This window comes from Gordonia shandongensis DSM 45094 (assembly GCF_000423025.1).
GTDB classification, from domain to species: Bacteria; Actinomycetota; Actinomycetes; order Mycobacteriales; family Mycobacteriaceae; genus Gordonia; species Gordonia shandongensis.
The window spans coordinates 73,446-94,730 of sequence record NZ_AUHE01000012.1; the positions used below are offsets into that span (position 1 = coordinate 73,446).

The 21,285-nt window shown below is 69.2% G+C and carries 21 protein-coding genes and 1 pseudogene; 11 read left to right on the plus strand and 11 right to left on the minus strand.

The annotated features are described in order from the left end of the window. Positions 1 to 66 precede the first annotated feature (66 nt). The 3 genes from G528_RS0111440 to G528_RS0111450 form a co-directional block, all read right to left on the minus strand. A complete protein-coding gene (locus tag G528_RS0111440) occupies positions 67 to 945 on the minus strand; it encodes a 3-hydroxybutyryl-CoA dehydrogenase (protein WP_026919086.1) in 879 nt (292 codons plus the stop codon). Between the two features lie 155 nt (positions 946 to 1,100). After that, entirely contained in the window at positions 1,101 to 2,396 is a 1,296-nt protein-coding gene (gene aceA, locus G528_RS0111445; RefSeq protein ID WP_026919087.1) for an isocitrate lyase, read from the minus strand. A 342-nt stretch (positions 2,397 to 2,738) separates the two neighbouring features. Beyond that, positions 2,739 to 3,506 carry a hypothetical protein gene (locus tag G528_RS0111450; RefSeq protein ID WP_156890429.1) on the minus strand — a complete coding sequence of 256 codons (768 nt, stop codon included), beginning with the start codon at positions 3,504 to 3,506 and terminating at the stop codon, positions 2,739 to 2,741. Between the two features lie 103 nt (positions 3,507 to 3,609). On the opposite strand from G528_RS0111450, the gene ramB reads away from it, so the two are divergent. The 6 genes from ramB to G528_RS0111480 all read left to right on the plus strand — a co-directional run bounded on the left by ramB (position 3,610) and on the right by G528_RS0111480 (position 8,239). Next, entirely contained in the window at positions 3,610 to 5,019 is a 1,410-nt protein-coding gene (gene ramB / locus G528_RS0111455) for an acetate metabolism transcriptional regulator RamB (protein WP_035719842.1), read from the plus strand. Between the two features lie 117 nt (positions 5,020 to 5,136). Further along, entirely contained in the window at positions 5,137 to 5,685 is a 549-nt protein-coding gene (locus G528_RS0111460) for a carboxymuconolactone decarboxylase family protein (RefSeq protein ID WP_026919090.1), read from the plus strand. A gap of 16 nt (positions 5,686 to 5,701) precedes the next feature. Continuing rightward, a complete protein-coding gene (locus tag G528_RS0111465; protein ID WP_026919091.1) occupies positions 5,702 to 6,352 on the plus strand; it encodes a class I SAM-dependent methyltransferase in 651 nt (216 codons plus the stop codon). A 77-nt stretch (positions 6,353 to 6,429) separates the two neighbouring features. Continuing rightward, positions 6,430 to 7,239 carry a class I SAM-dependent methyltransferase gene (locus G528_RS0111470; protein ID WP_026919092.1) on the plus strand — a complete coding sequence of 270 codons (810 nt, stop codon included), beginning with the start codon at positions 6,430 to 6,432 and terminating at the stop codon, positions 7,237 to 7,239. After that, positions 7,236 to 7,589, plus strand: coding sequence for a cupin domain-containing protein (locus G528_RS0111475; RefSeq protein ID WP_026919093.1), 354 nt, complete (start codon positions 7,236 to 7,238; stop codon positions 7,587 to 7,589). Before G528_RS0111470 ends, G528_RS0111475 begins: the two co-directional genes overlap by 4 nt. Further along, positions 7,586 to 8,239 carry a helix-turn-helix domain-containing protein gene (locus G528_RS0111480; protein WP_026919094.1) on the plus strand — a complete coding sequence of 218 codons (654 nt, stop codon included), beginning with the start codon at positions 7,586 to 7,588 and terminating at the stop codon, positions 8,237 to 8,239. Before G528_RS0111475 ends, G528_RS0111480 begins: the two co-directional genes overlap by 4 nt. On the opposite strand, the gene lpdA is transcribed toward G528_RS0111480, so the two are convergent. Then, entirely contained in the window at positions 8,229 to 9,614 is a 1,386-nt protein-coding gene (gene lpdA / locus G528_RS0111485; protein ID WP_026919095.1) for a dihydrolipoyl dehydrogenase, read from the minus strand. The two genes, G528_RS0111480 and lpdA, sit on opposite strands and share 11 nt — an antisense overlap. A 103-nt stretch (positions 9,615 to 9,717) precedes the next feature. Between lpdA and G528_RS0111490 the strand changes: the two genes are divergently transcribed. The 5 genes from G528_RS0111490 to G528_RS18720 all read left to right on the plus strand — a co-directional run bounded on the left by G528_RS0111490 (position 9,718) and on the right by G528_RS18720 (position 16,360). Beyond that, entirely contained in the window at positions 9,718 to 10,296 is a 579-nt protein-coding gene (locus G528_RS0111490) for a TetR family transcriptional regulator (protein ID WP_035719795.1), read from the plus strand. Then, positions 10,293 to 11,561, plus strand: coding sequence for an NADH:flavin oxidoreductase (locus G528_RS0111495; protein ID WP_026919097.1), 1,269 nt, complete (start codon positions 10,293 to 10,295; stop codon positions 11,559 to 11,561). The genes G528_RS0111490 and G528_RS0111495 overlap by 4 nt, the downstream gene beginning before the upstream one ends. 313 nt (positions 11,562 to 11,874) lie before the next feature. Continuing rightward, entirely contained in the window at positions 11,875 to 13,233 is a 1,359-nt protein-coding gene (locus G528_RS0111500; RefSeq protein ID WP_026919098.1) for an MFS transporter, read from the plus strand. Positions 13,234 to 13,339: 106 nt separating this feature from the next. Continuing rightward, the gene (locus tag G528_RS0111505; RefSeq protein WP_035719797.1) at positions 13,340 to 15,415 is read left to right on the plus strand and encodes a prolyl oligopeptidase family serine peptidase; all 2,076 of its coding nucleotides are present in this window, start codon (positions 13,340 to 13,342) and stop codon (positions 15,413 to 15,415) included. An 84-nt stretch (positions 15,416 to 15,499) separates the two neighbouring features. After that, positions 15,500 to 16,360 carry a hypothetical protein gene (locus G528_RS18720; protein ID WP_026919100.1) on the plus strand — a complete coding sequence of 287 codons (861 nt, stop codon included), beginning with the start codon at positions 15,500 to 15,502 and terminating at the stop codon, positions 16,358 to 16,360. A 56-nt stretch (positions 16,361 to 16,416) separates the two neighbouring features. Here G528_RS18720 and G528_RS0111515 read toward each other — a convergent pair whose 3' ends face one another. The 7 genes and pseudogenes from G528_RS0111515 to G528_RS0111545 all read right to left on the minus strand — a co-directional run bounded on the left by G528_RS0111515 (position 16,417) and on the right by G528_RS0111545 (position 21,268). Continuing rightward, positions 16,417 to 17,235 (minus strand): hypothetical protein, encoded by an 819-nt coding sequence (locus G528_RS0111515; protein WP_026919101.1) that lies wholly within the window; start codon positions 17,233 to 17,235, stop codon positions 16,417 to 16,419. A 51-nt stretch (positions 17,236 to 17,286) separates the two neighbouring features. Further along, positions 17,287 to 18,240, minus strand: coding sequence for a polyphosphate kinase 2 (gene ppk2 / locus G528_RS0111520; RefSeq protein ID WP_026919102.1), 954 nt, complete (start codon positions 18,238 to 18,240; stop codon positions 17,287 to 17,289). A 68-nt stretch (positions 18,241 to 18,308) separates the two neighbouring features. Further along, positions 18,309 to 18,545, minus strand: a pseudogene (locus tag G528_RS17315) (VOC family protein); the annotation flags it as partial. A 10-nt stretch (positions 18,546 to 18,555) separates the two neighbouring features. Then, positions 18,556 to 19,074: a DUF6764 family protein gene (locus G528_RS0111530; RefSeq protein ID WP_026919103.1), complete on the minus strand. Its 519-nt coding sequence runs from the start codon at positions 19,072 to 19,074 to the stop codon at positions 18,556 to 18,558. Positions 19,075 to 19,321: 247 nt separating this feature from the next. Continuing rightward, on the minus strand, positions 19,322 to 19,756 hold the full coding sequence (locus tag G528_RS0111535; RefSeq protein ID WP_026919104.1) for an SRPBCC family protein: 435 nt from the start codon (positions 19,754 to 19,756) through the stop codon (positions 19,322 to 19,324). A gap of 9 nt (positions 19,757 to 19,765) precedes the next feature. Then, positions 19,766 to 20,425, minus strand: coding sequence for a TetR/AcrR family transcriptional regulator (locus tag G528_RS17320; RefSeq protein ID WP_245569750.1), 660 nt, complete (start codon positions 20,423 to 20,425; stop codon positions 19,766 to 19,768). Positions 20,426 to 20,431: 6 nt separating this feature from the next. Further along, on the minus strand, positions 20,432 to 21,268 hold the full coding sequence (locus G528_RS0111545; protein WP_035719850.1) for a tyrosine-protein phosphatase: 837 nt from the start codon (positions 21,266 to 21,268) through the stop codon (positions 20,432 to 20,434). Positions 21,269 to 21,285 lie beyond the last annotated feature (17 nt).

The following is a 21,285-nucleotide window of genomic DNA, read 5'->3' on the forward strand; positions in this document are numbered from 1 at the left end:
GCACCGATCGGTGCAGCCGACGACGCTCTGTCGATTGTGCGGCGAGAACTCGTCGCTGCGCGCCCGTCAGTTCGCGGCGTCGCCGTACTGGTAGAAGCCGCGGCCGGCCTTCTTGCCGAGACGACCGGCCTCCACCATGCGCAGCAGCAGCGGCGGCGGCGAGTACAGGGGCTCCTTGAACTCCTCGTACATCTTGTCGGCGATCGCCTTGACGGTGTCGAGGCCGACGAGGTCGGTCAGCTTCAGCGGACCCATCGGGTGCGCGCAGCCCAGCACCATCGCCTTGTCGATGTCCTCGACGGTCGCGAAGCCGCTCTCCACCATCCGGACCGCCGACAGCAGGTACGGGACCAGCAGTGCGTTCACCACGAAGCCGGAGCGGTCCGACGACCGGACCACCTGCTTGCCGAGGACGTCGTGGGCGAAGTTCTCGGCACGCTGCGAGACCTCGCTGCTGGTCATCAGCGTGGTGACCAGCTCCACGAGCGGCAGGACCGGCACCGGGTTGAAGAAGTGCATGCCGATCACCCGGCTCGCGTTCTCCGTCGCCATCCCCAGCTTCATGATCGGGATCGACGAGGTGTTCGACGCGAGGACCGCATTCGGGTCGGTGACGACCTTGTCGAGCTCCCGGAACACCCCGGTCTTGACCTCTTCGTCCTCGATGATCGCCTCGACCACCAGCTGGCGGTCGGCGAAGTCGCCGAGGTCGGAGGTGAATCGCAGACGCCACGACGCCTGCTCGCGCTCACGCTCGGTGAGCTTTCCGCTGCTCACACCGCGGTCGAGGGACCGCAGGATGCGCGCGCGACCCGCCGCCGCCAGTTCGCGGGTGGTCTCGTAGACGAGCACGTCGGTGTTCGCCCGGGCGCACACCTCGGCGATGCCGGCACCCATCTGACCGGCGCCGATGATGCCGACGCGCGAAATCTTCTCGCTTGCCATGTTCAAGCTCCTGAAATGTTGTGTGACTCATCGCGCCGGTGGACGGCGGAGTACTTCCTGTTTAGCAATGATCCCGGGGCAGGCGGGAGTTATCCACTGCTTGCCCCGGGATCATCACGTTGTCGTCAACCTCTCGTCGAGAAGTCGATCAGCTCCTAGTGGAACTGGCCCTCCTCGGTGGAGCCCTTCAGGGCCGCGGTCGAGGTGTTCGGGTCGACGGTGGTGGCGACCTGGTCGAAGTAGCCGGCACCGACCTCGCGCTGGTGCTTGATCGCGGTGAAGCCGCGCTCCTCGGCAGCCTTGAACTCGCGCTCCTGCAGGTCGACGAAGGCGGTCATGCCGTTGCGGGCGTAGCCGTGAGCCAGGTCGAACATGCCGTAGTTGAGCGAGTGGAAGCCGGCCAGGGTGATGAACTGGAACTTGAAGCCCATCGCGCCGAGCTCCTTCTGGAACTTGGCGATGGTGTCGTCGTCCAGGTGGGCCTTCCAGTTGAAGGACGGGCTGCAGTTGTAGGCCAGCAGCTGGTCCGGGAACTCGGCCTTGACCGACTCGGCGAACTTCTTGGCGACCTCGAGGTCCGGGACACCGGTCTCCATCCAGATGAGGTCGGCGTACGGCGCGTAGGCCTTGGCGCGAGCGATGCAGGGCTCGATGCCGTTCTTGACGCCGTAGAAGCCCTCGGAGGTGCGGGTGCCGTCGAGGAACTCGCGGTCACGCTCGTCGACGTCGGAGGTCAGCAGCGTGGCGGCCTCGGCGTCGGTGCGGGCGATGACGACGGTCGGGGTGTTGGCGACGTCGGCGGCCAGGCGGGCCGAGGTCAGGGTGCGGATGTGCTGCTGGGTCGGGATCAGCACCTTGCCACCGAGGTGGCCGCACTTCTTCTCCGACGCGAGCTGGTCCTCCCAGTGCGAGCCGGCGACGCCCGCGGCGATCATGGCCTTCTGCAGCTCGTAGACGTTGAGGGCGCCGCCGAAGCCGGCCTCACCGTCGGCGACGATCGGCACGACCCAGTTGTCGACCGAGGTGTCGTTCTCGACGCGAGCGATCTCGTCGGCGCGCAGCATCGCGTTGTTGATGCGGCGGACGACCTGCGGGACCGAGTTGGCCGGGTACAGCGACTGGTCCGGGTAGGTGTGGCCCGAGAGGTTCGCATCGCCGGCGACCTGCCAGCCCGAGAGGTAGATGGCCTTGAGGCCGGCGCGGACCTGCTGCACGGCCTGGTTGCCGGTGAGGGCGCCCAGCGCGTTGATGTAGCTGTCGTCGCCCTTGGAGACGGCGTCCCACAGGATCTCGGCGCCACGGCGGGCGAGGGTCTGCTCCTCGACGACGTTGCCCTGGAGCTCGGCGACCTGCTCTGCGGTGTACTCGCGCTTGATGCCCTTCCAGCGGGGGTTGGTGTCCCAGTCCTGCTGGATTTCCGCGGCGGTGCGCGGCTGTCCGACGTTGCTCATAGCCTTCGCTTTCGTTAGAACTGCGTGATCGCAGTGCTTTGAGGTTGTGAGGGTCAGCGCGGTTTGCGAACCGGTTGACACCCCCAGGCGATGCCTGCAGCTAGAGTGCCACAGAACAAATACGCAGGTCCAGCCCTTACTGGATGCAAATAGCGGCCAGCCGATGCCGCCATTTTGCAAATCTTGTAAAGATACCGGGAAGGCCCACTCCACCGTCGCCATAAAAAAGTACGTGCGTACTGGGAAAACCCGTCGGGAACCGCGCGCCGGAATCCGACACGCTCACGCGACCCGCACGCGGACCGGATCGCACGACGTTGTGCGAGACTTCACAGCCCGCGGTCAGCGGGACGCCCGCGCAACGGCCTCGCGGACCAGATCGGAGAACTCGTCGTCCGACACCGGGGCGGGCGGCGCACCCGCCCCCTCATCGATGGCGCTGCTGTCACCGGACACGATGAGCTGCACCGTGATCGGGTCCCGATCCGGACGCTGCACCAGGAGGGTCGCCTTGAGCATGGTGCGTCCGCGACGCCCGCCGTCGACGAACGTCGTGATCGACTGCGTCCGAACGAGGAACGACTGCGTCACCGCGTCGTCGCGGACGGCGGGCAGCTCGCGCGCAGTGGTGACGATCCTCGACCCGTCGACGATCCCGCCGCCCTTCGCGACCGCGGTGACGGTGGCGCACGGCCCCAGCGAGGCCCGCCGGTCCGCGTCGACGTCGTAGGGCACCGTCGAGATCAGTTCGCTGACCCGCCCGTCGTCGGACCGTCCCACCACGAGTGCCGAATTGTCCTCGGTGACATGCGGGTTGAACTCGGCGTCCGCGGTCGGCGCACACTGGCGCGGCGAGAACTCGAGCGACCGCGCGCCCTCCAGCGCACGACGGTTGGCCCCGACCAGGTCGCCGATCATCATCGGCGCCGGCGTGAACTGCGCCGGCAGCATGTCGGAGGTGAGCAGCAGATCGGGCAGGCTGCGCTCGTCGGGCTCACTCGACCCGCACGACGACACACCGAGAGCCAGCACCGCGATCAGCGCCCCGACCCCCGTTCGGGACAGAATGGGAGCAGACAGGATCGATCGAGGTGGTCGGATACCGTGCACGCCGGTCACGCTACCCGGCCCGCGCCCCCGAGGGAGACGACATGCGACGAGGCGACATGCGACGAGGCCAGCGGCCGTGAGCACACCGCCCATCGGACCCAAGATGTACGTCGGCGGCCGGATCCGCAGTCTGCGCGGTGAACGCGGACTGTCCCAGCAGGCCCTCGCCGCCGTCCTGGGCATCTCGGCGTCATACCTCAACCAGATCGAACACGACAACCGTCCGCTCACCGGTCCGGTGCTGGCGAAGATCACCGAGGCGTTCGGCCTCGACATCGACTTCTTCGACCCGCAGGACGACGTGCGTCTGGTGGCCGAACTGCGCGAGGCGCTGCTCGACGAGGACCTCGACATCGCGCCGGTGGCACGAGACACCGCCGGCGTCGCCTCGTTCGTCGCGACGCATCGGCCGATCGCCGAGGCGATGGCGGCCATGCACCGCCACTACCGGGTGGCGACCGAACAGTTGGCCGCGGTGACGTCCGGGCGCGATGACACGGACGGGCGCGGCGCGATCAGCGCCCCGCACGAGGAGGTGCGGAACTTCTTCTACCAGCGCCGCAATTACATCCACGAACTCGATGAGGCCGCCGAAGACCTCACGACCCGCATGCGCATGCACTCGGCCGACCTGCGCGCCGGTCTGGCCGCACGACTCGAGGACCGGCACGGGGTCCGGATCGTCCGCCGCGTCGATCTCGGCGACAACGTGCTGCACCGTTTCGACCCCGACGAGAAGCTCATCGAGTTCTCGGCGTCGCTGTCGCCCGGGCAGCGGGCGATGAAGATCGCCGCCGAACTCGGCCTCCTGGAGCACGGCGACCTCATCGAAGAACTGGTCGACGCCGCGAACTACACCACCCCCGACGCCGCCACGCTCGCCCGTCTCGGACTGGCGAACTACTTCGCGGCCGCCGCGGTGCTGCCCTACAGCCAGTTCCACGGGCTCGCCGAGGACTTCCGCTACGACATCGAACGCCTCTCGGCCTTCTACGCCCTCTCGTACGAGACCATCTGCCATCGCCTCTCGACGCTGCAGCGGCCGAGCATGCGCGGGGTGCCGTGGACGTTCGTCCGCGTCGATCGTGCGGGCAACATGTCCAAACGGCAGTCGGCGACGGGCTTCCACTTCTCGTCGTCCGGTGGGACGTGCCCGCTGTGGAACGTCTACGAGACGTTCGGGTCGCCGGGAAAGATCCTCACCCAGATCACCGAGATGCCCGACGGGCGCGAGTACTTCTGGGTGTCGCGGACGGTGGAACGGCGGGCGACCCGGTACGGCCAACCCGGAAAGACGTTCGCGATCGGGATGGGATGCGAACTGCGCCATGCCGACCGCCTGATCTACTCGGACGGCCTGGAGCTGGGGACCAACGCGCGAGCCACGCCCATCGGCGCCGGCTGCCGGGTCTGCGAGCGACAGAACTGCCCGCAGCGCGCCTTCCCGCCCCTCGGCGTGATGCTGCACCTCGACGAGCACCGCAGCACCATCTCCCCCTACACCACGTCCTGAGCCCCTCCACCACGCCTCCGGTCTCGACCACGGGGCCTTCTGCACCACACGGCGTCTTCTGCACCACACGGGGTTCTTCTGCACCACACGGGCCGCCGGGTGCACTACGTTGACGTCATGGACACTCCGCACCCGACCGAGCCCCGCGTGCAGCCGGGCACCTTCGGCGACCTGGGTCCGGTCAACTGGCTGGTGGTGCAGGCACTGTCGGCCGCGTCGGGCACCAGGAACGCGCACATCTTCGCGACACTCGGTCGATCCAAGGGGCTGTTCCGCGGATGGCTGCACTTCTCGTCGCGGATGATGCCGTTCGGCGAGCTGTCGCGCCGGGAGACCGAGATGATCATCATCCGGGTCGCGCACCGGCGAGACTGCGACTACGAACTCGACCACCACCGGCGCCTCGGCGCCCGTGCCGGGATCGACGAGGAGATGTTCGCGCGGATCCTCGACGGCCCGGACGCCGCGTGGGGCGACCGGGAGCGAACGCTCCTGCTGGCCGCCGACGAGCTGATCGATCGGCACGATCTGTCCGACGAGGTCTGGAGCGCGTTGCGTCGACATCTGAGCGAGCGCAAGGCCGTCGCGTTCACCCTCCTGGTCGGCCAGTACGACATGCTGGCCACCACCATCACGGCGCTGCGGATCCAGCGCGACGACTTCTGACCGGGGGCACGTGGTCGTGGCCACCATCGCGCAGCGCCTGATGGGCAACCCCGTCTTCTCGCAGGTCTACGAGCGGGCCTGGCGCCCGTTGTTCACGCGCGGTTTCAGTCTCGGCGGGACGCAGACGGTCGACTACGACCGGGCGTTGCGCTCCTATCTGGCGCGCGACGGGGACCGCTTCGTCCTCGACGTGGCGTGCGGTCCCGGGAACTACAGTGACGACGCCGCTCGGGGACTGCGCGGCGATGGACGGTACATCGGCGTCGACTTCTCGTCGGCGATGCTTGCCCAGGCACGTCGGGACCATCGCGGCGACCGGATCTCCTATGTGCGCGGCGACGCGCACGCGCTGCCGTTCGCAGACGATTCGTTCCACACCGTCCTGTGTCTGGCCGCGCTGTATCTCATCCCCGATCCGCTGCCCGTCCTCGACGAGATGGCGCGCGTGACGGCGCCGGGCGGCGAGGTGATCGTGTTCACCACCGTCCGTGCGTCGATCGCGGCCGTGCCCGGGGCCGATCTGCTCGCCGGCGTCTCGGGCCTGCGGGTCTTCGGTCGGCGCGAGATCCTCGATCGGCTCGACGCCGCGGGGATGACGCACGTGGAGCAGACGGTCACCGGGATCGGCCAGTACGTTCATGCCCGCAAGCCGGATTCACGTCCGTAAGGCCCTGGCCTAACATCCGAAGGCAGGCTAGCCTAATTAACGGAGATCGACTCCGTTCTTTGGCTCCAGGAGGCATCATGGCCGATTCCGCCGTTTCCCACGGCTCCCTCCCCCTCGCCGGACGCAGGGACGACGACATGCCCGGACACTGGCTGCTCGCGCGAATGGGCAAACGCGTGCTGCGCCCCGGCGGCCTCGAGCTGACCGAGAACCTCCTGCGCGACGCCGATCTGCACGACGCGGACGTCGTCGAGTTGGCGCCCGGGCTCGGCAAGACCGCCCGTGCGATCCTGGATCACCGGCCGCGCAGCTACATCGGTGTCGAGGCCGACGAACAGGCCGTGGACCTCACCCGCCAGGCGATCGCCGAGGCCGGCAGCGTCCGACATGCCGACGCCGACAGCACCGGCCTTCACGACGCCAGCGCCGACGCCGTCGTCGGCGAGGCCATGCTCACCATGCAGACCGACCGCGGGAAGTCCGAGATCATCGACGAGGCGTTCCGCGTGCTGCGACCCGGCGGCCGCTACGCGATCCACGAGCTCTCCCTGCACCCGGACACGCTCTCGGACGAGCAGAAGACCGAGATCCGCCACGCCCTGGCCCGATCGATCAAGGTCAACGCCCGCCCGCTGACCGAGACCGAGTGGCGCGCCCTCCTGGAGAAGTCCGGGTTCGAGGTCGAGCGCGTCCGCTTCGCCCCGATGGCGCTGTTGGAAGTGAAGCGCAACATCGCCGACGAGGGCGTCCTCGGGACCCTGCGGATCACACTGAACATCCTGAGGAACCGGGCGGCCCGTGCGCGGATCCTCCAGATGCGCCGCGTGTTCACCACCTACCGCGACGAGATCGCCGCCATCGAACTGATTGCGAGGAAGCCCGCATGAGCACACCGTCCACCGCTCCGGACGACACCACCCACACCTTCATCACCGGCCTCGACCTGCCCGCCATCGGCTGGGACGGGCCGAAACCACAGGTCAAGCGGTTACATCGGAGCGATTCGGAGACCATCGTCAGGATTGCGTTCGCCGAGGGCCAGGTGATGCCCGAGCACATGGCGGCCCACCCGATCGTGGTCCTCGGCCAGACCGGCGAGATCGACTTCGAGGTCGGCGGCGAGACGTTCCGGCTCGAGCCGGGCAGCGCGATCCGCGTCGCGGCGCGCGTCCCGCACACCCTCACCGCGGCGACGGCGGGAACGGTGACGCTGATCGTCGTCCACGGGCGGGCATGACCGTCCGACCCCGCGACCGGGTGCGGGAACTGCTGGCGCAGCACCCCGACGGACTCGATGCGCACGACGTCGCCGGGACGCTCGGCGTCCACGTGACGACGGCCCGGTTCCACCTCAACAATCTGGTGGGTGAGGGCGCGGCCGTCACCGAGTCGTCTGCGCCGGACGGCGTGGGACGTCCGCGGGTGATCTATCGGGTGATGCCCTCACCTCCGAGCGATGAGCTCCTGCGTCTCCTGCTGGCCGAACTCGGCACCGACGAGACCGTCAGGGAGGCCGCCGGAGCCCGGGCCGGCCGACTGTGGGCACGCGCCCACCTGCCGCCCCGATCGGTTCCGCCGCCGGACGTCCCCGACGCCGTGGTGAGTGTGGAGACCATCCTCACGCGACTCGGTTTCCGCATCACCGCGGTGACATCCGCATTCGGCGACCACACGATCACCGTGTGCTCGTGCCCGCTGCGCGCGTTCGCCGCCTCGAACCCGGCGGTCGTGCGCGGGGTCCTCCGGGGTGCGGTGGAGCAGGCGCTGACCAGTTCCTCCGCCGCCCTGGCCGACGCCTACCGGGTGCACGCGAAGCCCGACGCCGACGGCGACTGCGAGCTTCAGCTCACCCTGACCGCCGTCGGAGCGCCGCGACTCACAAATTGATCATGTGGCCGAGCGCGCCGTGGAAGGTCTCCTGCATCGCCTCGCTCATCGTCGGATGCGTGTGGACGTTTCTGGCCAGTTCGCGCGCCGTCAGATCCCACTTCTGCGCCAACGTCAGCTCGGGCAGCATCTCGGAGACGTTGTCGCCCACCAGATGCCCGCCGAGGAGTTCCTCGGACTGCGCATCGGTGATCAGCTTGACGAAACCGGCCGGGGCGCCCAGGCCCTGCGCCTTGCCGTTGGCCGTGAAGGGGAACTTCGTGACCGTGATCTCGTAGCCCTCGTCGGCCGCCTGCTGCTCGGTGAGACCGAAGGAGGCGACCTGCGGCTGGCAGAACGTGGCGCGCGGCATCATCCGGTAGTCGCCGAGCGTCATCGTCTCGGCACCGGCCATGGTCTCGGCGGCCACCACGCCCTGCGCCTCGGCGACGTGCGCCAGCTGCAGTTTGGCGGTGACGTCGCCGATCGCGTAGATGCTCGGGACATTGGTCCGCATGCGGTCGTCGACGGCGATGGCACCGCGGTCGGTCAACTCGACTCCGGTGTTCTCCAGCCCGAAGCCCTCCACGCGCGGCGCGAAGCCCACCGACATGAGCACCTTGTCGACGGTCAGGCTGCCGTCCTCACCCTTGGCGTCCTTGTAGGTGACGGTGACGTCGTCGCCGTTGTCGTCGACGCTCTGCACACCGGTGCCGGTGAGGATGGTGACCCCGAGCTTCTTGTAGGCCTTCGCGATCTCCTTGGAGACGTCGGCGTCCTCGTTCGGCAGCACTCGCGGCATGAACTCGATGATGGTGACGTCCACCCCGTAGTTGGCCAGAACGTACCCGAACTCCATGCCGATGGCGCCTGCGCCGACGATGACGATCGACTTCGGGAGCTCACGGGTGAGGATCTGCGTCTCGTAGGTGACGACGTTGTCGCTCAACTCCACGCCCGGCAGCAGCTTGACCGTGGATCCGGTGTCGATGATGACGTTGTCGTACGTGATCTCGCGGTCGCCGACGACGATGGTCTTCGCATCGCGGAACACGCCGTATCCGTCGATCTCGGTGATGCCGTTCTTCTTCATGAGGAAGTGAACGCCCTTGACGATCCCGTCGGAGACCTTCCGGCTCCGGTCGAATGCGGCACCGAAGTCGAAGCTCACCTCACCGCTGATGCCGAAGGTCTTCGCCTCGTGATTGAAGACGTGGGCGAGCTCGGCGTTGCGCAGCAACGCCTTCGACGGGATGCATCCGACGTTGAGACACACACCGCCCCACCACTTCTCTTCGATGACGGCGGTCTTCATGCCCAGCTGGGCGGACCGGATCGCGGCCACGTACCCGCCGGGACCGGCTCCCAGGACAACTGTTTGAAAATGTTCAGCCACGCGCTCCAGCCTACTTCTCCGCCGGAAGCGTCGCAGGCGTCCGGTCCGCTCCGAATTCAATCACTGATTGAATCGGCGATGGGTTCCGTGTTCGAATGGGTCGGTGAGCACCGACACCCGCGACGCCCTCCTCGACGCGGCGGCCGAACTGCTGACCTCGGCACCGTACGACGAGGTCTCCGTGCGGGCCGTCCGCGCGGCCGCCGGCGCCAACCCGGCCGCCGTCCACTACCACTTCGGTTCGAAGGAGAAACTGGTCGCCGCGCTGCTCGAGGACCGATTCGCGGCCACCTGGACCGCGTCGTTGGACGGGCTCGCCGCAACGCCGACCGGGGTCGCCGAGATCGTCGACGCGATCCTCGACCCGATCGTGGCCCTGCAGGCCGACGCCTCGTCGGCCCCCGGACTGCGACTGCTCGCCCAGTTCGCCGCGGCCCATCCGGCGACCGCCTGGACCCGGCCGTGGTTCCGATTCGACAACTGGGTGGATCTGCTGACCGCGACGGTCCCCGGACTCGACCCGGCCACCGCCCGCCGACGCTGGCGCTTCGCATTCACCGTCCTCATCGCCGAACTCGCCGCACCCCGCCCGGTGTCGGCCGCAGCCATCGCGGCCCTGCGCGAGTTCCTCACCGCGGGCCTGGCCGGACCCGCCGCACCGAACGGGAGCCCGACCCCATGACACCCCCGCCGCCGACCACCCCGCCGACCTCCCCGCCGATCGACCCCTTCGCGCCGGCCCGCCTGGGACCGCTGACGCTGCGCAACCGGATCATCAAATGCGCCACGTTCGAGGGCGCCACCCCCGAAGCGCTCGTCACCGACGACCTCGTCGACTTCCACCGCGAGGTCGCCGCCGGCGGTGCGGCGATCTCCACCGTCGCCTACTGCGCGGTGTCGCCCGGCGGTCGCACCGACCGCCACCAGATCTGGCTGCGCCCCGAGGCCGGTGACGGGCTGATCCGACTCACCGGGGCGATTCACGACGAGGGGGCGCTCGCCGCCGCCCAGCTCGGACACGCCGGCCCGGTCGCCAACGCACCGTCGAACCGCGCACCCGCGATCGGCCCGGGCGCAATCCCCGCCCCGATGGGCATGGGACTGACCGACCGGCTCGACACCGACGACATCCCCGCCCTCGTCCGGCAGTTCGCGGACGGCGCCCGGCTCGCGGTCGACTCCGGTTTCGACGCCATCGAGGTGCACTGCGGCCACAACTACCTGCTCAGCTCCTTCCTCTCACCGCTGCTCAACCATCGCCGCGACCGATACGGCGGCGGGGTCGACGGCCGCTCCCGCCTGGCTCGCGAAGTCCTCGAAGCGGTCCGCGGCGCGGTCGGCGACGACGTCGCGGTGTGGGCGAAACTCAGCATGTTCGACGGCGTCGGCACCCCCGGCCGCGGCCGCGGACACCGACGGTGGAGCGGATTCAACGTCGACGACGCCTGCGCGACCGCGCAGCTCTTCGAGAGCGACGGCTTCATCGACGCGCTGGAACCGACGGCCGGAAGCTCGTTGCTCAATCCGATGTATCTGTTCCACGGGACCCCGCCGCGCGCCGAGTTCGCCGCCGCGTTCTCCGGCGTCATGCGCACGGGACTGCGGCTGGCCGGGCCGGTGTTCCTCAAGCACTACCCGTACACGGACGCCTACCTCCTCCCCCTGGCCCGCGAACTGCGGTCGGCGGTCGACCTTCCGCTGATCCTCCTCGGCGGGATCACCGACCGCGAGTCGATCCAGACGGCGTTGGACGAGGGGTTCGACTTCGTCGCGATGGGCCGCGCACTCCTGCGCGAACCCGATCTCCCCGCGCGCCTGCACGCCGATCCCGCGACGCGGTCGCGGTGCGTCCACTGCAATCTCTGCATGCCGACGATCTACTCGCGCACCCGCTGCCCGATTCGGACCGGCGAGGTCCCCGACCCCCTCGCGTCGCCGTCGGACTGACCCGACCGCTCCTCGCACATCCGTTCGACACGAACGTCCGATATCCCGTCGGGCGAGCACGGCCGATCCCGTGACCTGCGATGATGTCGGCGCCGCGACGCCGGCGGAGGCCCGATTAGCTCGCATCGCACACATGAACGTGATAGGCAGGATGAATCCGCATCGGAGGACGGCCCTCCGAGGAGTCGATGAGCCGACAGGGCTTTGGGGGAAGTGATAGTCGCGAGTGCAGCACTGCGCTCACCGTTCAGATCACCATCACACGACCCGAGAATTCGACCCGAGAATTCGACCATCGACATCCGGAGGTCTGATGACTGACACCGGCTCCACCGCCACCGAGGCCGTTCCCACTCCCGTCATTCGGAAGGCGATCGCCGCGTCCGCGATCGGCAACGCCACCGAGTGGTACGACTACGGCGTCTACGCCGCCACGGTCTCGTATCTGACGCACGCATTCTTCCCCGGCGAACTGGGGACCATCGGCACCATGCTCGGCTTCGCCGTCTCCTTCGTGCTGCGCCCCCTCGGCGGGTTCATCTGGGGACCGATCGGCGACCGACTCGGCCGCAAACACGTGCTGGCCCTGACGATCCTCCTGATCTCACTGGCCACCGCGCTCATCGGCGTCCTTCCGACACACGCCGTCGCCGGCGTGTGGGCCCCCGTCCTGCTGATCGCGCTGCGCGTCGTCCAGGGCTTCTCCACCGGCGGCGAGTACGGCGGTGCGGCGACGTTCATGGCCGAGTACGCCCCCGCGAGCAAGCGCGGACGCTTCGGCAGTTTCCTCGAGTTCGGCACCATGGCCGGTTTCGCCTCGGGCACGGCGATCGTGCTGCTGCTCGACCTCGGGCTGTCCGACGACCAGATGCAGACGTGGGGCTGGCGCATCCCGTTCCTCATCGCGCTGCCGCTGGGTCTGGCCGGCCTCTACCTGCGGTCGCAGCTCGACGATCCGCCGATGTTCACCGACATCGAGGACGACATCCCCGAGAAGCAGAGCCTGCTCGGCCAACTCCGCGAGACGATCGTCGGATACTGGCGTCCGATCCTCATCATGTTCGGCATGGTGGTCGCGCTCAACGTCGCCAACTACACGCTGCTGGCGTACCAGCCCGGCTACCTCAAGGAGACCATCGGCCTCGGCGAGACGGCGGGATCGGTCGTCGTCCTCATCGGGCAGGTCGTGATGATGTGCCTGATCCCGCTGTTCGGCATGTGGTCGGACTCCACCGGACGCAAGCCGATGTGGGCCGTCTCCCTGGCGGGTCTGTTCATCTTCGCGGTGCCGATGTACTGGCTCATGGGCCAGGGCGTCGTATGGGCGATCATCGGCTTCGTGGTGCTCGGCGCGCTGTACATTCCGCAGCTCGCGACCATCTCGGCCACGTTCCCGGCGATGTTCCCCACCCAGGTCCGCTACGCGGGCTTCGCGATCGCGTACAACCTGTCGACTGCGGCCTTCGGCGGCACCGCGCCGCTGGTGAACGACGCCGTCGTGGGAGGTACGGGATGGAACCTGTTCCCCGCCGTCTACCTGATGATCGCCTGTGTCATCGGCGGCGCCGCCCTGCTGTTCCTCAAGGAGACGGCGGGCGTCTCGATCGCCGGCACGGAGATCCCCGGCGAGGACGTCGACGACGAGGAGTCCGACCCGGTCACCGCCTCGTAGTACCCGGTCACTGCGTAGTTCCCGGTCACCGCGTAGTTCCCGGCCCCGACGTATCGCGTGAGCGGCGCGTCGGGGCCGTCCGCCCGTCGGTACGGTTGACACCGTGATGAACGACGATCCGCATCTCTGGCTCGAGGACGTCACGGGCGACGACGCGCTCGCCTGGGTCCGGGAACGCAATGAGCCGACACTCGCCGCCCTGTCCGCCTCCGACCGGTTCGCCGAGCTGCAGGCGGCGGCGCGGGAGATCCTCGACACCGACGACCGCATCGCCTACGTCCGACGACGCGGCGAGTACCTCTACAACTTCTGGCGCGACGCCGAGCACCCGAAGGGACTGTGGCGGCGCACCACCCTGGACGAGTATCGGCGCGACCGCCCCGCGTGGGACGTCCTGATCGACGTCGACGCCCTGGCCGCCGACGAGGACGAGAACTGGGTGTGGGCGGGGGCGTCGGTGAACTACCCCGACTACGACAGGGCCCTCATCAGCCTGTCGCGCGGCGGGGCCGACGCCACCGTGGTCCGCGAATTCGACCTCACCGCGCGATCCTGGGTGATCGACGGTTTCGCGTTGCCCGAACAGAAGTCGTCGGTCGGCTGGATCGACCGCGACACCGTCTACGTGGGCGCCGACTTCGGCGACCAACCGGACGGGCACGGATCGTTCACATCGTCGGGCTACCCGCGGACCGTCCGGCGGTGGGCGCGCGGCACGGACCTCGCGGCGGCGCCGACGGTGTTCACCGGCGAGGTCTCCGACGTCGCCGTCCACGCGATGTGCGACCCCACGCCCGGTTACGAGCGTCACTTCGTGTCCCGCTCCGTCGACTTCTACAACTCGGTGATCTACGAGGTGCGCGACGGCGAGCTGACGGCGATCGACATCCCGTCCGACGCCGGTTTCGGCGTCCGTCACGACCGGATGACGATCCATCTGCGGTCGGAGTGGACCGTCGACGGCACGACGCACCCCGCGGGCACTCTGCTGGCGTTCGACTACCCGTCCTACCTCGCCGGCGACCGCACGCACCGCGTGCTCTTCGCCCCCGATGCGCACACCAGCCTTCAGGGCTTCACCTACACGCGCTCGCACCTGGTCTTGGAGACACTGCGCGATGTTGCGACCCGCCTGGTGTTCCTGGACATCGACACCGATGAACCGGTCAGGGTCGACGGGCTTCCCGAATTGGCGACCATCGGCGTCCTGGACACCGATCCCGATCACAGCGACGAGATCTGGCTGTCGTCGAGCAGCTTCACCGATCCGCCGAATCTGCTGCACGGCACCACCGTCGACGGCGTCGCGGTCATCAAGTCGTCTCCCGCGCACTACGACGCCTCGCAGGTCAGTGCGAGTCAGCATTTCGCGGTCTCCGCCGACGGGACACGGGTCCCCTATTTCGTGGTCCGGCGGGTCGGCAGTTCCGACGGCCCCGACGGCCCCGAAGGCACCGAAGGCACCGACTCCGGAGGTCCGCGCCCGACGCTGCTGTACGGGTACGGCGGTTTCGAGAACTCCCTGACGCCCGGTTACCTGGGGATCGCCGGTCGCAACTGGATCGCTCGCGGCGGCGTCTACGTGATCGCGAACATCCGCGGCGGCGGAGAGTACGGACCGCGGTGGCACACGCAGGCGCAGCGGGAGGGCAGACACCTGGTCCACGAGGACTTCGCGGCCGTCGCCCGCGACCTCGTCGACCGGGCGGTGACGACACCCGACAGGCTCGCCGCACAGGGCGGATCGAACGGGGGTCTCCTCATGGGGGTGATGGCCACCGGCTACCCCGAGCTGTTCGGCGCGCTCGTCTGCCAGGTCCCGCTGCTCGACATGCGTCGCTACCATCTCCTGCTGGCCGGCGCGTCATGGATGGCCGAGTACGGCGACCCCGACGACCCCGAACAGTGGGCGTTCATCTCGGAGTACTCCCCCTACCAGCGCCTCACCGCCGAGGTGCAGCCGCCCGCGATGCTGGTCACCACCTCCACCCGCGACGACCGCGTCCATCCCGGACATGCGCGCAAGTTCGTCGCGCGCATGACGGAGCTGGGCCACCCCGTCCACTACTACGAGAACATCGAGGGCGGGCACGGCGGTGCCGCCGACAACGCGCAGGCCGCGTTCAAGTCGGCGTTGGCGTACGAATTCCTCTGGCAGACGGTGGGCGCCGGAACCGCGTGAGCCGAGGGCGGGCCCCGTCCGCCGTTCGCGGGTTTTTCGGCGGGAATCGCTGTGCGACGCCCGGCGGTACGGCAGAGTTCACCCGTGGCGACATCACGGACACTCCCCTCGCCGGGCTCGGCGGCGATCCGGCTGGGCGGCGCCCTCGCGGCGGTCGTCGCACTGGCCGCGTGCTCGGCTCCGAAGCCTCCGGACGCCGGCTCGCGCAGCGCCTCCCCCGCGGCGCGCACCGCCGCCGCACCGGTCGATCCGTGCTCCACCGCCTCGGGATCGTGCATGCACGTCCTCGACGTCGATGTGACCGGCGACGGCCGATCCGACCCCGTCGGCGTCGAGTCGGCGGCCGGGACCGAGTCGGCGGCCGAGATCGTCACCGTGCACGTCGGCGTCGACGGCGGCGTGCGGTCCGTGAAGCTCCCCGCGACCCGGTCGGCGAACGCCTACACCGAGCCGTCGGACATCTTCCGCGGCGCGTTCTCCCTGAGCCGACCGCAGGGCGCCGACATCGTGGTGCACCTGGTGCCGGGCGCGGGCGACGCCGACCAGTTCGCCGTCATCGGCTGGGAGGACGACCGCCCGACGGTCCTCGGGCAGCCCGACCGGGGACGACCCGCGGCCGGGACCCCCGGCGTCTGGTATCTGCAGTCGTCCCACGGCGTGCAGGAGTCGGTCGCGTGCCGCACCCCGGGAGAGATCGCCGTCGTCGCACGGACCCCGGCCCCCGGCGGCGGCACGCGCACCCCCGGCGGCGGCACGCGCACCCCCGGCGGCGGCACGCGCACCCCCGGCGGCGGCACGCGCACCGAGGTCACCTTCCGGTACTCGGGAGACGCCTGGCAGCAGATCACGACCACCACCGTCGCCGATTCCGGCTTTCACGACACCTGGTCGGCACACGAGCAGGCCTTCGACTGCACCCCGCTCGGTTCGGTACCGCGGAGTTGACACTGCAGCGATGACACTGCAGCGATGACACTGCGGGGAGGGGCGACGCCCCGGAATCACATGCGCCCGCGGCTCGCGATGCGTGCCACCACCCCGACGAGTGCGACGGCGACCCCACCGATGCCGACGAACGTCGAGATCGTGACCAGATTGTCGAGGATGCCGCTCGTCACCACCTCGATCGCGGTGCGCGCCGAGTCCTCGCTGCTCGCCAGGTGCTCGTTCACCCGCCCCTTCGCGAACACCGCCAGGGCGGCGCTCACGACACCGGCGACGATGCCGCCGATCCCCAGCCAGACCACCACGGTGGTGCGTCGACGCGCGGCGACCAGCGCGATGATCGCCGACACGACCGCCCCGATCGCGGTGCCCCAGGCGAGATAGTCGACGAGTGTGCCCGCGTCCTCCATCGAACCGGCGGCCACACTGTTCTGGTCGATCGACACCGTGACCGGCCGGTCGACCCGGACCGGAACGGGCAGGGGCGCCGTCCGGACGACACGATTGATCATCGGCGTGATGTCGAGGTCCATGATGTGCAGATCGGCGTCGGCGGGCGGCTCGGTGAACAGCCAGTCGTGCTGCTGTCGGGCCACCTCGGCGAAGTCCTCGACGAAGCCGTCGCTGCGCGTGTAGTTCCGGGCCGTCGGCTCCACCAGCGTCGCCGGCACCGCCGAACCGGCCCGATCCTGTACCGACGCCGCGATCTTCTCGGCGAAGAAGTCCTGAACCGCCGAAGTCCGCGCCGCATCGGAGGCCGACGCGACGAAACCGTCCGTCGAGACCACCCGCATCGAGAACCAGAGGCTGGGCACCGCCACGATCATGCACAGGATCGCGACGGCGGTGAACAGACCGGAGACAACGCTTCGCACCGTATCGAGGTTACCGGCTCGCCCCAGAGTCTCTCGTCACAGAACCTCTCGTCACTCGCCGACGACGTCGCGGGCCCGGCCGACGACCAGCGGATCGGGCCGTCCCACCAGATTCTCGTCCTTGCCGTCGTAGTCGTGCAGGCTCAACACGTACCGCATCGCGTTGATGCGGGCGCGTTTCTTGTCGTTGCTCTTCACCACGGTCCACGGCGCGTGATCGGTGTCGGTCTCGGCGAACATCGTCTCCTTGGCATCGGTGTAGGCGTCCCACCGATCGAGGGACGCCAGATCCATCGGAGAGAGCTTCCACTGCCGCACCGGGTCGATCTGTCGGATCGCGAACCGGGTCCGCTGCTCGAGCGGCGTCACCGAGAACCAGAACTTCACGAGGTGGACGCCGTCGTCGACGAGCATCTTCTCGAACTCCGGCGCCTGCCGCATGAACTGCTCGTACTGGGCGGGGGTGCAGAAGTCCATGACCCGCTCCACACCGGCCCGATTGTACCAGGAGCGGTCGAAGAACACCATCTCGCCCGCCGCGGGCAGATGCTGCACGTACCGCTGGAAGTACCACTCGGTGGCCTCCCTCTCGGTCGGCTTCTCCAGGGCGACCGTACGCGCTCCGCGCGGGTTGAGGTGTTCGTTGAACCGCTTGATGGTGCCGCCCTTGCCTGCGGCGTCGCGGCCCTCGAACACCAGCAGGTGCCGCTGCCCGGTCTGCTTGGTCCACCGCTGCAGCTTGAGCAGTTCGATCTGCAGTCTGCGTTTGGTGACCTCGTATTCGCGGCGACTCATCCGTTCGGTGTACGGATAGTCCTCACGCCACGTGTCGACCACATTGCGGTCGGGCAGCGTCAGCAGGATCGGGTCGTCGTCATCGTCGTCGACGACCGTCAGGTCCTTCGTGTCGGTGAGGTCGACGATCCGCGCCAGCGCCTCACGTCCCGAGATCAGGCTGAGGTCGGGCCCGACGGGGCCGGTGTCGTCGCCGGTGAAGTGGTCCACGGCGTGAAGGGTATCGCGATGCCGCGCATCCGGCAGGGCCGGAAGGCCCCGGCGGCGGGCGGCCTTCGTCACACGAAGGGCGGACGCTGCGGGCACAGGCAGAACGGGTGACCGGCCGGGTCGATGAGGACGCGGCACCTCTCCGGGGCGTACTGGACCGGAGCGAGCCGGGCGCCGAGTGCGACCATCTCGGCGACCCCGGCGTCGAGGTCGTCGACCACGAGGTCCAGGTGCATCTGTGTCGGAACATCGCCGTCGGGCCACCGGGTCGTCGCAGTCGATCGTGATCGATCCGATCCGTGCGGCCGCCATCGGTCAGCGCAGGTCGACGGCGCCCCACTTCAGGCATCCCTGCCCGGAGGTGGAGTCGAAGGCGACGGCCATGCTGCCGAGGCAGGCGACGCCGTCGGTGGTCGCGAAGGCCCCGCCCGCGGGTCCGGCCACCGCCACGGCGGTGCCGCCGTTGCGGCCCTGCGCCACCGAGGTGCCGTGGGCGCCCGCCGTGTAGGAGTACCCGTTGCCGCGGTGGACACCGCTCGCGAGGGCCGCGGAGTAGGGGCCGTTGTTCTGGGCGACGGCGTTGCCGCCGGTCGTCGACACCGCAAGGGCGGCGCCGCTGTTCGAGGTGTCCTCGGCGGTGGCGCGACTGCCGGGGCCGGCGTTCGCGACACAGTGGCTGCCGGCGCGGACGTGCTCGACGCGCTGATTGTTCTGCGCCGAGCACGATGTGGACGCGGCGGCGTCACCACCGCCGAACAGGACGATCAGGCCGAGTGCCGCGGCACCCGTGACCGCGACGAACAGAAGTCGAACACCCCACGAACCGATACGCATGAATCCCTCTCACGAAGACCTGTTTGTCCGAAGACCCTGCTTGTCCGAAGACGCTGCGTGTCCGAAGACGCTGCTTGTCTCAAGACGCTGTTTGTCACCAGATTCGAGCGATCCCCCCGGGGCCGCGCGATGGCTGACGCCAGCCTACCGCCGCGTATCGGGGGCGGCGACGGGTCGAAACCGATCGTGACCGTACTGAATCCTGGCGCGGCTTCCCGACTCGACTTTCCGACTCGACGCAGCCGACTCAGCTGCGCCGCTTGACCTCGTCGGTGAGTCCCTTTCGCGCGGTGTCGACGGCGGTCTTCTGGGCTCGCTTGATCAGCAGTCCGGGCATCTTGATCTTGAGATCGACGGTCAGATCGAACTTCACGTGGGTCGTGTCGCCGTTGTCGGTGAGCGTGTACACGCCGTGCTGCTCGCTGAGCTGACCGCTCTCGACGAGATCCCACGTGCATGTGGTGTCCGTCCACGTGTAGTCGAGGGTCTGCTCATCGGTGATGCCGACGGCGCTGACGGCCACCTTGACGCGGCCGGGACGCCCCTCGGAGTCCTCGGAGAGGATCTCCGCGGACTTGTGCGGCCCCGACCAGTCGGGCAGTGACTCGACGTCCAGCAGGACTTCCATCACCAGCGACAGCGGAGCGTTGAGATCGAATTCGGTCGATGCGGAGACAGCCATGCGCACAACTTACCCGAGCGGCGGACGCGCGGCGTCCGCACCGCGCAAATCCGCGGGACCCTCCTCGGCCGCCCCGTTCGACCGCGATGCGAACCGCGCACCGAGCCGCCGGGCGACGCGATCGAAGGGGACGGCGTCGCACCGCGATCGGCTCACGACCACGGCCCCCTCGATCGCCGTGAGGATCTCGTCGGCACCGTCGGCGGCCGCATCGTCGTCGGCCCCCTCCTCGCGGAGCCGCGCCGCCAGGAGACGCGTCCACTGCAGGAGGATCTCGTCGGCGACGTCGGCGACGTCGGGATCGGTGGCCCGCGCCTGCACGCCCGCCGCGACCGGGCACCCCCGGGTGTATCCCGACTCGACCACGCGTCGCCGCCACACGTCCACCAGCGCGGGCATCGCCTCGGGGAGCGGCAGCCGGCGCGCGGCGTTGAAGTCGACGCCGATCGCCTCGCCGCCGAAGCGCAGCCCCTCCGTCATCAGCTCGCTCCGACCGCCGGGAAAGTAGTAGTACACCGAGCCGCGCGACGCACCGGTCGCGGCCAAGACGTCGCCGATCGTCGTACCGGCCACCCCGTCGCGGGCGATGAGGTCGGCCGCGGCGCGGATCATCTCCGCGCGGGGCGACGTCCGGTCACGTGGGCGCGAATCGCGGGAGCGGGCGGGCACCGCGGCCTACCTCGTGAGGAACAGCTCGCGCAGGCGATCCTGCGCGGCGGCGTCCACACCCAGACCGTCGGCGAAGTACGCCGCGACGTCACCGTGCACCCGCTCCATCTCGTCGAACGCCGCGTCGAGGTACGCGGGCTGCACGCCGAGCACGCGGGTCAGCTGCGCGGGGTCGCCGCCGGCCTCGGCGAAGGCGTCGAGCACCGACGCGAAGGTCGGGAGCAGTCGGTCGTTGGTCAGCAGGTACTCGTCGTACACGTCGTCGCGCGACACGCCGAGGAGCACGAGCAGTGCCGCCGCCGCCCACCCCGTGCGGTCCTTGCCCGCGGTGCAGTGGAACAGGAAGCCACCGGAGTCGGCGCCGAGCAGCCCCCGCACGAATCGGGTGTACCCGCGGCGTGCGCTCGGCAGGGTCACCAGCCCGCGGTACGTCGCCGTCATCGCATCCACCGCGGAACCGTCGGCCAGCGCATCCCGCAGCGCGGCCATCGGATCGTCGCCGCCGCCCAGCTCACGCATGCCGGTGACCGCCGACCCCGAGTCGTCGGCGAGCACGTCGAGGTGCACCGCGGCGACCCCCGGCCACTCGGGATCGGGCGCCGCCGCACGCTCCTGGTCGGATCGCAGGTCGTAGACGGTGCCGATGCCGAGCACGTCGGCCACCCCGAGGACCTCGGGCGACAACCCGTCGTCGTGACCGAAACCGCGCAGCCCCTGGGACCGGAACAGCACGCCGCGGCGCACCGCGCGCCCGTCGACGGTCGGCCATCCCCCCAGATCGCGGAGGTTGGGCAGACTGGGCACGGGACTGGCCGCACCCGGCACCGATCGCTGCGCACTCATGTCCGCCATTATGCGCA